The organism is Pseudovibrio sp. SCP20, assembly GCF_057774105.1.
In genome coordinates, this window is record NZ_JBYMDH010000002.1 from 566,551 (window position 1) to 579,989 (window position 13,439).

A 13,439-nucleotide genomic window follows, 5' to 3' on the forward strand; every position below is an offset into this window, starting at 1 on the left:
GGTTCTATGTGTTTCACCCGTGTCCGTTTAGTTCACAGCTTGAGAACGCGAATTTACGGGGATAATGTCGTCCAGTGATATTTGAAAAGAACACTGCGCTTGAGGGTGAGGAATTTTTCGCATGCCAACCACTGATAAAACAGCAAGCTCGCAGGTCAGCTTTACTGACCAAGACGCGTTAGCCTTCCATAATGAAGGAAAACCGGGCAAGCTTGAAATTTCGCCAACCAAGCCAATGGCTACTCAGCGCGATCTGAGCCTGGCCTACTCCCCGGGCGTTGCTGTTCCTGTGCTGGCAATCGCAGAAGACCCAAGCCGGGCTTACGATTACACCACCAAAGGCAACATGGTTGCCGTTATCTCCAACGGTACCGCAATTCTTGGCCTTGGTAATCTTGGCGCATTGGCCTCAAAGCCAGTGATGGAAGGTAAGTCTGTCCTCTTCAAGCGCTTTGCGGACGTGGATTCCATCGACCTTGAGGTGGATACCCAGAACGTTGAAGAGTTCATCGACTCCGTAAAGCACCTCGGCCCTTCTTTCGGCGGCATCAATCTTGAGGACATCAAGGCGCCGGATTGTTTTATTATCGAGCAGCGTCTTCGTGAGATCATGGATATTCCGGTGTTCCACGATGATCAGCACGGTACTGCTATTATTGCAGCAGCTGGCTTGATCAACGCGGTTCACATGACGGATCGCGACATTAAAGACGTGAAAGTTGTCTGTAATGGCGCGGGCGCGGCGGGTATCGCCTGTATTGAGCTGGTGAAAGCGATGGGCGTTCCACATGAGAACGTGCTGCTTTGCGATACAAAGGGCGTGATTTATCAGGGTCGTGAAGCTGGCATGAACCAGTGGAAGAGCGCTCATGCTGTGAAGACCGATAAGCGCACGCTTGAAGACGCATTAGATGGAGCTGATGTGTTCTTTGGTGTGTCCGTTAAGGGTGCCCTGACGCCTGATATGGTTAAATCCATGGCGCCGAACCCAATCATCTTTGCGATGGCGAACCCTGACCCGGAGATTACACCGGAAGAAGCCAAGGAAGTTCGTCCTGATGCGATTGTTGCGACCGGACGTTCTGATTATCCGAACCAGGTAAACAACGTTCTCGGCTTCCCTTACATCTTCCGTGGTGCACTGGACGTTCATGCGACAACCATCAATGATGAGATGAAGATCGCATGTGCTCAGGCGCTCGCAGAGCTGGCTCGTGAAGATGTTCCTGATGAAGTTGCAGCAGCTTATCGCGGCAGTCGCCCTCGTTTCGGTCCCGAATACATCATTCCGGTGCCGTTTGATCCGCGCCTGATCTCCCGCATTCCGCAGGCTGTTGCGCAAGCAGCTATGGATAGCGGTGTGGCACGTCGCCCGATCGTGGACATGGATGCTTATGGTGCTCAACTTCAGGGCCGTCGTGACCCGATTGCAGGTACGTTGCAGCGGATTATCTCCAAGGTTCGCCAGAACCCGAAGCGGATTGTTTTCGCGGAAGGTGAAGAACCAGCGGTTATTCGTGCAGCCTCTGCTTTTGTTGCGCAGGGACTGGGTGAAGCGATCCTTGTTGGTCGTGAAGATGAAATCCGCGCGAATGCGACATCTGCCGGTATTGATGTGAACCGTCCGGGTATTCGTCTGGACAGTGCACGTTCCTCCACCCGCAACGCAGATTATGCCGAGTACCTGTACTCTCGTCTGCAGCGCAAAGGCTATCTGCAGCGCGACTGTCAGCGTCTCGTCAACAATGACCGTAACTACTGGGCAGCCATTATGGTTGCACGAGGGGACGCAGATGGTGTTGTAACGGGTACGACACGAAACTATTCTGTTGCGCTGGAAACCATCAGCCGCTGTATCGACACCAAGCCTGGGCACCGCGTGATTGGTGTATCGCTTGTTGTTACACCGGGTAAAACCGTTCTGGTGGCTGATACCGCTGTTCACGATATGCCGACTTCTGAGGAACTTGCGGATATTGCAGAAGAGGCAGCGCACGTTGCTCGCCGTCTGGGTTCTGAACCACGTGTGGCTATGCTGGCGTACTCCACATTCGGCCATCCTAAGGGTGAGCGGACTGAGCGCCTTCAGGAAGCCGTGAAGATCCTTGATCGCCGCCGGGTGGACTTTGAGTATGACGGTGAAATGGGTGCAGATATCGCACTCAACATGGAGAAGATGGCGGCTTATCCGTTCTGTCGTCTAAATGGACCTGCCAACGTTCTGATCATGCCAGCGTTCCACTCTGCTTCCATCGCAACAAAGCTGCTGGAAGAGCTTGGTGGTTCAACGCTCATCGGGCCGCTGCTGGTGGGCATGGATAAGCCAGTTCAGATTGTGCCGATGGGTGCAAAGGACAGCGAGATCTTCAACATGGCAGCCATTGCGGCCTATAACATCACCTAGGTCTGACAGAATTGTGAGATCAAGAAAAGCGTCGCTCCTGCGGCGCTTTTTTATTCCCTAAACAATTGAATGTTCTACACTTCCAGTCGATCACAATTTTAGAAGTTACATCTCTTTAAAAATTAGCCAGAAGACTTCAAATCTCTCTTCACCGTGCCCCCAAATGCATGCGAGCTGGCTCCACATTTATAGATATTGTTGGCCCAACAAGAATAGCCTCAGGAAAAGGCTGAAGTTGGGAGTCGATCTATGGCTAAGGGTACGCTCGAAGTTGCTGAATACCAATGGGCGCAGAAGTTTTACAAACACAACTCATGGCCATTCGATGAGTATGACGGCGACCCTACACCTGCTACGATTGAGGCTCACTGCAAAAATCGTTCTGCTCAATACAAAGCGGAACTTGCAAGCTATAAAGCACTAAAACACACCCTCCAGTCAGATGCTCAAATTCAGACGTTTGATAGTCTTTGTGATCAAACTCAAAGTCGCATGAAAAACGCAGATGATCTTTTGCAGGCAGGCAACTTTCTTGATGCGGACAGCACGCTTGATGACATCGCAGCACTCGTTGATGGTGTTGGAATTTTGGTAGGAAAGAGTAGGGCTACAGAGCAGCAGAAAAACGGTGTTGATGGTCAGCAAAACTCTGAAAGCTCAGTGCCGCATGTTGATCCACTTCAAGCTCTGCAACAACGAGCAACGGAATTTTCTGCAAAGCTGAAAGGTTACAAGGCTGAGCGGAAGATACTCGTTTCAAAAGACCAGAAGACCCTGTTTGATCAACTCTTCAAGCAAGCTGCATCGACAATGACATACGTCACCAGTCTGGTAAAAAACGGCGATGCGGCAGGTGCTGACCAGCGGCTGTTTGATGCAGAAGCACAGTTACAAGGCGTGCAGCAAGTGCTCGAAATGCAGAAGCAGACTGTCCGCGAAACTGAGAATATCAAAACGGCGATTAAAGACGCTAATACCCGTCTTTCAGAGGCCAATGGACTTCGCAAGACCATTAAATCCCCTCAAGAGCAAAAAGCATTCGCGGATTCTTCAAAGCAAGCAAAGGGGCAAGTTAAGCAGGTTGAGGGCTTGCTCAAACGACATGAACTTGATACCTGCCAGGCTGAGTTGAAAACTCTCAATAATCTAGTTGAAAAAACAGAAAGTTACGTCAGATTTGTTCCCGTTGATCCGAGCCTCAGCAGGGAACTGAAAACAACACGGATTGAAATCCAGTCTTGCTATCAGCAGGTAAATGAAGTTCCCGACAAAGCCCTCAAACGGGATTTTGAAAAGAACTATCAAGTTGCAATCAACTTACTTGCAGAGACAGAGGATCTGATTGAAGGGCATGGACGTTCTTCTGAAGAGGCCATTACAGCCAACTTAGCTACGCTCAAGAACTTAACCGAAACGCTGATAGACTGCGTGGTCAACGCAAGAGAAGCAGCAGAGCAACAAGCAGCTAATCCAACTCAAGGAAAACGATCGCGGCCAGACTCAGCCACAAAAAATGCAGCTCAGAATGCGTTAAACAAAGCCCTTGCTGGCTGCATGGGATCTTTGGATGAAGCTCAAGCAAACCTCAATGAAGTTTTGAAGGCAGGAGCCGAGATAAAAGACCCTGCTCTTGCAAGCAGCTTTGCCCAATATGGCAGCGCAGCTCAAGCCTACATTACCGAAGGCCGGCAATACGTTACGGAAAGAAAACTGCAAGAAGCACGGGGCAAACTTGCCACCTGTGAGGATGCAATCAACTCGATGCGCTTCTTCTTAGAATCTGCTCAAGGTTCTCCCGATTTGCATGCATCAGAGCATCAACCGCCATCTCAAGATCAGACGACTTCACCCAATCAGTCCGACCCCACAGCTTTACAACAAGAAGCTGAGTTTAATGAAGAACATCATTTAGAAGAAGTAAGACAAAGAGCGGCCTCTATTCGCAACGCATTGAAAGAAGCGAGAAAGAGGGAAAAGCGTCTGAAGCAGCAACAGGCAACAATTACTGACCAGCAGCTACTGGCACAATTTGTCTCGATGATTGAGCAAGCAGACAAAACAATCCGGGATGTAGGCGTGATGCTTTCTTCGAGGCGTGACGGTCGTATCGAATACTCAGAGCAACGCTTACCGTTTATTGATCAATTGTATCAAAATGCTCAAGAAATTCTGGACTTGAATAGTACTCCTCAGCCAAAACCCCAAACGCAGGCTGCACAAAAAGCTAGTGATGATGGGACAAAACAAACCATAGCTGATCAACTAAAACAGTTAAAAAACGTGATTGCAGCCTCTATAGCGAATGAATCCAAGATTTCAGATCCTAAAATACTGGACGAAATTGCAACCTATAAAATGCTGTCTGATCAGATGGTTAGTCAGATTGAAATGTACCTTGAAAACAATGACACCAAAGCTGCCCGAGATGCGCTGCAACAACTTCAAGATGTCAGCAAACATCTTCAGGCCTGCGTAACTCAACCACCAGAACCGGCACACGAAGAAAAGCAAGCTGAGCCAGAACCCATCAATACCCCAAATATCGCAGAGGCAAAAAAATGGGTTAAATCCTTGAAGGGATTGAAAGCAAACATACCCAACGAAGACAAAATCCCCGTTTTTGAGAACTGCCAGCTGCTGAGCTCAGAGTTGATACCGATGATTGAACGCTCAATTAGGGCAGGCAATATGGCAGCAGCAGAAAACCTCCTAGAGCAAGTTGCAGGGCTAATGCGTGAAGTTCGCGCAATAATGTCAGAAAAGAAGTATATCCTTGTGCCCTATAAACATGCTGCTCCGGGCATTCGCAATAATGTTGACTCTCGCAAAACACCCAGCGGCCCTAACCCCGAACTCTACTGTGAGGAGCAAGATGGCAAATTCTGTCTGAAGCATGCCCTGAATGCGTGTTTGGGTTTTGGGGCAGTATCTCCGCAAGATATGGAAGATGCGCTCTTACAAAACACCTGTGATGGTTACAAAAATCAGTCCGATATCATAACTTTTGGGGAAGTACGCGAGTATTATCCTGGCTTAACAATCGAAGAGATGCGCCGTCAGATTTCAGAAGACGCAGATGGATTTTTCCTTAAATCTGCAAAAAAACAATTCGAGTTGCTCTACGAAGGAATGACACCTGAGGACTATATTCGAGAACACGGGGCAGATCCTCATACTGGGATGGCTATAATAAAATCAAAACAACAACAACTTGGAGTGCCGAACCTAAAGGACACCCATCTTGATAAGCCTAACTCAGAAGCAGATCTTCAAGCTAACATCAAAAAAATCACAGACCTTACAGAAGACGGCACCGTTGATCGATTGATTGTCGGGGCAGGAGCCCACTTCATAGCCCTGCGAAAGAACACTGAAGGTGAGTGGTTTGAAGTTGATAGTAAATCCGACGCAGCAAAAAAAGTTGAGCTAGAAGAATATTTTAGACTGAAAGCTAATCAACACACAGAGGAAGCTATAACGGTTATGCACTTTGATGGGGATGTGAATGCTGGAGGAGCTTCTCAACCTAGGAGATGAGTTGAGAAGCTTGAAAGGGAGGTGCGAGCGCGTGGATTAAACGCGGCGCATATAGCCTTTGTAGACCCAGCCGATTTGTTCGGAGGTTTGGGGGTCGCGGATGCCGAGCCAGTTGCCTTTGCAATCGACGATGTTGATTGCCTGGTTGGAAATGAGGCGGCCGACAACGTTGTAATTGGTTCCGGGACCGGTACGAAGGTTAAGCACGCCTGATTTCAGTGGCTTAACGGCATAGGTACCTGCACATCCCTGATTAAACCCGATGGGCACTTGCGGTTGGTGCTGGTAAACTGTTTGCGCGGAGGGGCTGCTTGCAAAGGCAACGAGCGCACCACATATACCAAGAGTCATTAGACTACCGCGATAAACTCCAGATTTTCTCATTGGTCCTGTCCGTTTCAGGTTCCATATAATGACCAGAACAGGGTGACAAACCCTGATTATTTTGGTCTAACGGTCATTCTGGTATTGCTTGAACACGGTGCAAATATGGTCTCTTCCGCTACGATAAAAATCTGCGGCATCTCTACAAAGGAAACTGCGGACGCGGTTACGAAAGAACAAGTCGATATGATCGGATTTGTCTTTTTTCCGAAAAGTCCGCGTTATGTTTCCATCGCGCAGGCGAAAGAGCTGGCAGACCATGTGCGTGGCAAAACGAAGATTGTTGCGCTCACCGTAAATATGGATGATGCAGGACTGAAGGAAATCGTCGACAACATTGCACCAGATATTCTGCAGTTGCATGGCAGTGAAAGCCCTGAACGCTGCGCGGAAGTGCGTGAAACCTTTGGCGTTCCCGTCATGAAGGCCTTCGGCATCTCCACCGCAGAAGACGTTGAGGCACTTAAGCCCTATATTTCGCAGGTAGACAGATTTCTGCTTGATGCAAAGCCACCAAAAAATTCCGAAATTCCGGGAGGAAATGGTGTCAGCTTTGATTGGAAACTGCTACAAGGCCTAGAACTTGGAAAGCCTATCATGCTTTCTGGTGGCCTAAGCCCTGAAAACGTCCGTGAAGCCTTGGCTGTCTCCGGTGTAAGTGATGTCGATGTGTCTTCCGGCGTAGAACGCGAGAAGGGCGTTAAAGACATCGAGTTGATTGAGGCTTTTGTGCGTGAAGTGCGCAGCGTTGCCGAGTGAATTTGGGAAGAGTTAATGAACCAGCAAGCCAACACATTGCGTTCCGGTCCGGATGATCGCGGCCACTTTGGTGATTTTGGGGGGCGTTTCGTCGCTGAAACGCTCATGCCTTTGATCCTGGATCTGGAAAAGGCTTACAACGACGCTAAGGCTGATCCGGCATATGCGGCAGAGCTGAAGAACCTGAACACCCATTATACCGGTCGCCCATCTGCGCTGTATTTTGCTGAACGCCTGACTGAAGAGCTGGGCGGCGCGAAGATCTACTTTAAGCGTGATGAACTGAACCACACCGGGTCGCACAAGATCAACAACTGTATCGGTCAGATCCTGCTGGCTAAGCGCATGGGCAAAACCCGCATTATTGCTGAGACCGGTGCCGGTCAGCATGGTGTGGCAACTGCAACAGTTTGCGCACGTTTTGGTCTGCCTTGCGTGGTTTACATGGGCGCAACTGACGTTGAGCGTCAGAAGCCAAACGTATTCCGCATGAAGCTTCTGGGTGCTGAAATTGTTCCCGTCACAGCAGGTGCAGGTACACTGAAAGATGCGATGAACGAAGCGCTGCGTGATTGGGTAACCAACGTGGAAGACACGTATTATCTGATCGGCACAGCTGCTGGCCCGCATCCATATCCAGAAATGGTTCGTGACTTCCAGTCTGTGATTGGTGAAGAGACCAAAAAGCAGCTGATGGAAGTCGAAGGCAAACTTCCTGATGCACTTGTCGCGGCTGTTGGTGGTGGTTCCAACGCGATTGGCCTGTTCCATCCGTTCCTTGATGACCCTTCCGTTGAAATTTACGGCGTTGAAGCAGGCGGTAAAGGTCTGGAAGGTGAGGAGCACTGCGCCTCTTTGAACGCGGGTAAGCCGGGCGTTCTGCATGGCAACCGCACTTATCTGTTGCAGGATGATGACGGTCAGATCCTTGAAGGGCACTCTGTTTCTGCTGGTCTGGACTACCCGGGCATTGGCCCTGAGCACTCCTGGCTGAAAGATACTGGCCGTGTGAACTACGTTCCTGCGACTGACACAGAAGCTCTGGATGCATTCCAGATGCTGACCCGTGTTGAAGGCATCATTCCGGCTCTGGAGCCAAGCCATGCGCTGGCTCAGGTTATCAAGATGGCGCCGCAGATGGACAAAGACCAGATCATCGTTATGAACCTTTGTGGTCGCGGTGATAAGGACGTCTTCACCGTCGGTAAACTCCTCGGCTTTGACTTGTAAGCTCTTATGATTTCATAAGAAAAGGCGAGCCAAGTGCTCGCCTTTTTTGTTTGTGCCGTTTGAATCGGATATGAAACGATCAGCCAGTTGCGGCTAGTCCATCAAGAACACCAGAGACACCGGCTTCCCAGCCAAGAATGGCACGCTTGCGGGTGATGCCCCAGTGATAGCCGCACATATTCCCCTTCGCACCGAGTACACGGTGGCACGGGACGACGAAGGACAGCGGGTTCTTGCCGACAGCAGTGCCCACTGCACGAGAGGCCTTTGGATTGCCGAGGTTGCTGGCAATCTCTGAGTAGGTGGTGGCTTTGCCCATCGGGATTTTCAGGAGCGTTTGCCAGACACGGATTTCAAAGTCCGTTCCGATGAAGACAACACGAAGTGGTTGATCTTCCTTCCATTTATTCGGCTCAAAGATGCGCGAAACATAAGGTGCGGTGAGCTGCTGGTTTTCCTCAAACTCAGCTGCGGGCCAACGCTCACACATATCTGAAAGAGCTTTTGCCTCTTCACCGGCATCTGCAAATGCAAGGCCTGCCAGACCGCGCTCAGTGACCATCAGGAGTACGAGGCCAAACGGGCAGGGGTGAAAACCCCAACTGATCTTCACCCCAGCTCCACGGCGCTTATAATCACCGGGTGTCATGGCTTCATGGGTGACGAATAGATCGTGGAGGCGTGCTGGGCCAGAAAGGCCAACTTCAAGAGAGGCTTCGAGAATACTTGCTGAATCTTGCAGGAGACCACGGGCATGGTCGATGGTGATTGCCTGCAGAAACTGTTTTGGAGTGATGCCGGCCCATCTTGAGAACACACGCTGGAGCTGGATTGGTTGCAGGCCAACACTATGTGCGAGTTCTTCCAAAGATGGCTGTTCTCTCCAGTTTTCCGAGATGCCCTGAAGGGTTTTTTGAACGACGCGGTAGTCTTCAAGAGCAGAACTGTCTTCTACAAACGCACCATCTGCGAGATTTGCTGCTTTAAACATCTTAGGTCTCGGCTCTTAAGCTTTTCTTCGCGCATCTTATCCGAAAACCAGTGTCCGCTTTTCGGCAATACGCAAAAGATTTCATTCTGATTGCGTGAAATCTAGATGATCCTTAGCGGAAGAGCCACCCGAAACGCGAGCATGTCTTTGCTTTAAGCGTTATCGAAGCCCCGGTGTCGTGCGGAATGGAGAGCTTGTGAGAACGCGGCGGCGAAACTGGTTCTGTCATCTGGATTCAGGAATGAGCCAACGATGAGGAATAGCTGGTCGGAGCGAACCAAAATGCGCGTTACGCCAACATCATCATCTCGCTCGATATGGAGTTTCATGTGAAACGGGTTGAGCACGTACTCTTGCACTTCGCCTTTGTAAGTGACGTGCTTAAGCCTGACTTCCAGCGGAGACACGCTGATTTCTTCGTAGGTTTCAGCGGTTGCGAAGTTGTGTCGGAAGGCCAACCAGAGGAATAAGATGGGTAGGGATAGCAGAATTGGAGCGGGCCAGAGGCCCATGAGGACCAGAACAATCGAGTAAAAGGCCGCAATCAAGCCTGCGCACCAGAGAACGATGTTCACGCCTCGGCGGGATAGTGAGCGGTGCGGGGTTAGAACAGCCTGAAAGAAAGGGGGATAAGGCTCCCGCTTTTGAAGATCATGGGGCATTGGTGCTATTTCGCACTCTGTTTCATTGCTACTCTTTATCTCTTCAGAGTATAGAGCTTTCAGAGCCTACGCAAAGTCACTTATTTCCTTCGAGAGTCCTATGGTTGACGCCACCAAAACAAAGAAGGTTGCATCTTCTTCCAGTACACGCAAAAAGCCGATTTCCCGATCAAGGTATTCTAAAGCCGAGATTTACGAGATCTTTGCGACATTCGAAAAAGACAACCCGGAACCGGAAGGAGAGCTCAACCATTCCAATGAGTTCACACTGTTGGTGGCCGTTGTACTATCGGCTCAGGCAACTGATGCTGGCGTGAACAAGGCAACAAAGCATCTGTTCCAGATTGCAGATACGCCTGAAAAGATGGTTGCACTTGGTGAGGACAAGATCCGCGAGGAAATCCGGACTATTGGGCTTTATAAGAACAAGGCGAAGAACACGTTCCTGCTCTCACAAATGCTGATTGAGCAGCATGGTGGGCAGGTTCCTCAGACACGCGAAGAGCTGGAAGCATTACCGGGCGTTGGCCGGAAAACCGCAAATGTTGTGCTGAATATTGCTTTTGGGCAGCCAACAATCGCGGTTGATACACATCTTTTCAGAATTGCGAACAGGCTCGGTCTTGCCCCCGGCAAAACACCGCTGGATGTCGAGAAAAAACTCGAGAAGGTGATACCGCAGGACTTCATGCAGCATGCGCATCACTGGCTCATTTTGCACGGCCGTTACATCTGTAAGGCGCGCAAACCGGCTTGTGACCGCTGCATCATCTATGATCTTTGCAAGAGCAAAGAGAAAATTTTGAAAAATGCTGCCTGATTAAAAGCAGAAGCGCTTAGTGCGTCTGCTTTTTACGGAGGCGAACAACAACTTCCACGCGGGAAATTTCCATTCCTTCTGGTGGTACTGGCAAGTTGTCCAATGTCAGGCCACTGTCCGGAATATCAATCACACGGTTTTCATCTTCCAGGAAGAAGTGATGGTGCTCAGAGGTGTTGGTGTCGAAGTAAGTCTTTGTTCCTTCAACAGCAACTTCGCGCAGCAAACCAACTTCGGTGAACTGATGAAGCGTGTTGTAAACTGTTGCCAGGGAAACAGGCACGTTTGCGAGGATAGCTTCTTCGTGAAGGACTTCCGCCGAAATGTGGCGATTACCCTGAGAATAAAGAAGCTCAGCCAGAGCAACGCGCTGACGTGTAGGGCGCAGACCTGCGTCTCTTAGCATCCCTGTTACATCTTGATGATCGTTAGCAATCTGCGAGCTCATTTTTTCCTACTTTAGTTCTTTAGGGTGCTGATGTTTTAACACCTACGCACCAATTCTACCAGCATTAGATTAAAAGCAACCTATTGACCTGCACCCAAGCACTCTCAATATAAGGGAACATAACCCTTGATACATCAAGCTAAAAACAAGCAGGAATAACCGGACTGCTTATAACAATAATAAGAATAGTATAAGTTTAACACAACTGCGTACATTGAGCACACGCAAACTCACATACATCGCTCTTTCGATCTTCGGGTTCGTGTGTTAGGAAGGCCCGAACAGTTAATACTTAGAACCATCGTTACGTTTAGGTAAGGTGAACCCTACGTTTTCTGGCCTAACACAAACGACAAATTATGCGGGAATAGAATGCACGAGAAGCGTTCAAGCTACGATAAAGAAGCTCTGCTGGCCTGTGGTCGCGGTGAGCTGTTTGGCCAAGGCAATGCACAGCTGCCACTTCCTCCTATGCTGATGTTTGATCGCATCACTGAGATTTCCGAGGAAGGTGGAGAGCACGGCAAGGGTGTAATCCGTTCAGAATTCGACATTAATCCAGATCTCTGGTTCTTTGAATGTCACTTCCAGGGTGATCCTGTAATGCCTGGCTGTCTCGGCTTGGATGCTCTGTGGCAGATGACTGGCTTCTACCTTGGCTGGTTGGGCGAGCCTGGTCGTGGTCGTGCACTTTCTACCGGTGAAGTAAAGTTCACAGGTCAGGTTACTCCTGACGTAAAAATGCTGGAATTTGGCGTTGATATGAAGCGCGTTATGCGCTCCCGCCTGAAACTGGCAATCGCTGATGGCTGGGTGAAAGCTGACGGTGAGACTATCTTTGTTGCGAAAGACCTGCGCGTTGGTCTGTTTCAAGACGAAGCAAAATAAGTAATCAAATTATGCGAGGGTTTGTCATGCGGAATGACGAACCCTTTTTTGGAATTTGGTCCGTTTGGACCGCTTAGCCCACGGGAGACCTTAGATGAGGCGTGTGGTTGTTACTGGTATGGGTATTGTTTCTCCTCTTGGCAACAATGCTGAAGAGGTCAAGCAAAGCCTTTACGAAGGTAAATCAGGCATTGTTGCTGCTGAAGACTATGAGAAGCTCGGCTTCCGCTGTCAGGTTCACGGTGCCCCTAACCTGGATCCTTTAGAAGCACTTGGTCGCCGTACTGCTCGTTTTATGGGCGCAGGCGCTGCATGGAACTACATGGCCATGGAGCAGGCGATTGAGGATGCGGGTCTTTCCGAAAATCTGGTCACCAATGAACGCACTGGCCTGATCATGGGCTCTGGTGGTCCTTCGACCAAAGCGATCGTTGAAGCTGCGGATATCACTCGTGAAAAAGGTCCACGTCGTATCGGGCCAACCGCAGTTCCGAAAGCTATGAGCTCCACGAACTCCGCGACACTTGCAACTCCGTTCAAGATTCACGGCGTCAACTACTCCATTTCCGCAGCTTGTGCTACGACCAATATCTGTATTGGTAATGCTTTCGAGCTGATCCAATGGGGTAAACAGGACGTGGTTTTTGCTGGCGGTGGTGAAGAACTGGATTGGACACTCTCCAACCTGTTCGACGCGATGGGCGCAATGTCTTCCAAATACAACGACACTCCTTCTACGGCTTCTCGTCCATACGACAAGAACCGTGATGGCTTTGTTATTGCTGGTGGCGGCGGTGTTCTGGTTCTTGAAGAACTTGAGCATGCAAAAGCACGTGGCGCAAAAATCTATGCAGAAATCGTAGGTTACGGCCAGACCTCTGACGGTCACGACATGGTTGCACCAAGCGGTGAAGGCGCAGCGCGCTGCATGAAGATTGCGTTGAAGGACGTTGATTGTGACGTTGACTACATCAACCCACACGCAACTTCCACACCTGTTGGTGACATCAAAGAAATCGAAGCAATCCGCGCCGTATTCGGTGACAAGGTTCCGCCAATTTCTGCGACTAAAGCGCTTTCTGGTCACTCACTGGGTGCTGCTGGCGTCCATGAAGCGATCTATTCTCTACTTATGATGGAAGGCAATTTCATTGCTGCTTCTGCGCATATTGAAGAATTGGATCCGGATTTTGAGGATATGCCAATCGTAAGAGAGCGCGTAGATAATGCAGAGCTAAACTGCGTTCTGTCTAACGGCTTTGGCTTTGGCGGTACCAACGCAACTGTCGTGTTTAAGCGCTACAAAGACTAAGTTT

Annotated in this window: 11 protein-coding genes; 7 read left to right on the plus strand and 4 right to left on the minus strand. The window is 49.7% G+C overall.

All coding sequences use genetic code 11. The features are described from left to right. Nucleotides 1–121 precede the first annotated feature (121 nt). Entirely contained in the window at nucleotides 122–2,404 is a 2,283-nt protein-coding gene (locus AC3CB2_RS11035; protein ID WP_014283270.1) for an NADP-dependent malic enzyme, read from the plus strand. A gap of 249 nt (nucleotides 2,405–2,653) precedes the next feature. Then, nucleotides 2,654–5,941 carry a hypothetical protein gene (locus AC3CB2_RS11040; protein ID WP_352932232.1) on the plus strand — a complete coding sequence of 1,096 codons (3,288 nt, stop codon included), beginning with the start codon at nucleotides 2,654–2,656 and terminating at the stop codon, nucleotides 5,939–5,941. A gap of 36 nt (nucleotides 5,942–5,977) precedes the next feature. Here the strand turns inward: AC3CB2_RS11040 and AC3CB2_RS11045 are convergent, their stop codons facing one another. Beyond that, entirely contained in the window at nucleotides 5,978–6,292 is a 315-nt protein-coding gene (locus AC3CB2_RS11045; protein ID WP_197432678.1) for an SH3 domain-containing protein, read from the minus strand. A gap of 75 nt (nucleotides 6,293–6,367) precedes the next feature. Here AC3CB2_RS11045 and AC3CB2_RS11050 point away from each other — a divergent pair, with 75 nt between their 5' ends. Then, a complete protein-coding gene (locus tag AC3CB2_RS11050) occupies nucleotides 6,368–7,084 on the plus strand; it encodes a phosphoribosylanthranilate isomerase (RefSeq protein ID WP_352932230.1) in 717 nt (238 codons plus the stop codon). 15 nt (nucleotides 7,085–7,099) lie between these two features. Next, nucleotides 7,100–8,314 carry a tryptophan synthase subunit beta gene (gene trpB, locus AC3CB2_RS11055; protein ID WP_352932228.1) on the plus strand — a complete coding sequence of 405 codons (1,215 nt, stop codon included), beginning with the start codon at nucleotides 7,100–7,102 and terminating at the stop codon, nucleotides 8,312–8,314. Between the two features lie 79 nt (nucleotides 8,315–8,393). Here the strand turns inward: trpB and AC3CB2_RS11060 are convergent, their stop codons facing one another. After that, nucleotides 8,394–9,305 carry a methylated-DNA--[protein]-cysteine S-methyltransferase gene (locus AC3CB2_RS11060; RefSeq protein WP_014283266.1) on the minus strand — a complete coding sequence of 304 codons (912 nt, stop codon included), beginning with the start codon at nucleotides 9,303–9,305 and terminating at the stop codon, nucleotides 8,394–8,396. A gap of 152 nt (nucleotides 9,306–9,457) precedes the next feature. Further along, nucleotides 9,458–9,967 (minus strand): DUF2244 domain-containing protein, encoded by a 510-nt coding sequence (locus AC3CB2_RS11065; RefSeq protein WP_352932226.1) that lies wholly within the window; start codon nucleotides 9,965–9,967, stop codon nucleotides 9,458–9,460. Nucleotides 9,968–10,067: 100 nt separating this feature from the next. Between AC3CB2_RS11065 and nth the strand changes: the two genes are divergently transcribed. After that, nucleotides 10,068–10,787: an endonuclease III gene (gene nth / locus AC3CB2_RS11070; protein ID WP_014283264.1), complete on the plus strand. Its 720-nt coding sequence runs from the start codon at nucleotides 10,068–10,070 to the stop codon at nucleotides 10,785–10,787. Between the two features lie 16 nt (nucleotides 10,788–10,803). On the opposite strand, the gene irrA is transcribed toward nth, so the two are convergent. After that, nucleotides 10,804–11,235 carry an iron response transcriptional regulator IrrA gene (gene irrA, locus AC3CB2_RS11075; RefSeq protein WP_008550507.1) on the minus strand — a complete coding sequence of 144 codons (432 nt, stop codon included), beginning with the start codon at nucleotides 11,233–11,235 and terminating at the stop codon, nucleotides 10,804–10,806. Nucleotides 11,236–11,607: 372 nt separating this feature from the next. Between irrA and fabA the strand changes: the two genes are divergently transcribed. Both fabA and fabB read left to right on the plus strand, forming a co-directional pair. Then, a complete protein-coding gene (fabA, locus tag AC3CB2_RS11080) occupies nucleotides 11,608–12,123 on the plus strand; it encodes a 3-hydroxyacyl-[acyl-carrier-protein] dehydratase FabA (RefSeq protein ID WP_008550291.1) in 516 nt (171 codons plus the stop codon). 94 nt (nucleotides 12,124–12,217) lie between these two features. Continuing rightward, a complete protein-coding gene (gene fabB / locus AC3CB2_RS11085) occupies nucleotides 12,218–13,435 on the plus strand; it encodes a beta-ketoacyl-ACP synthase I (protein WP_352932223.1) in 1,218 nt (405 codons plus the stop codon). Nucleotides 13,436–13,439: the final 4 nt, after the last annotated feature.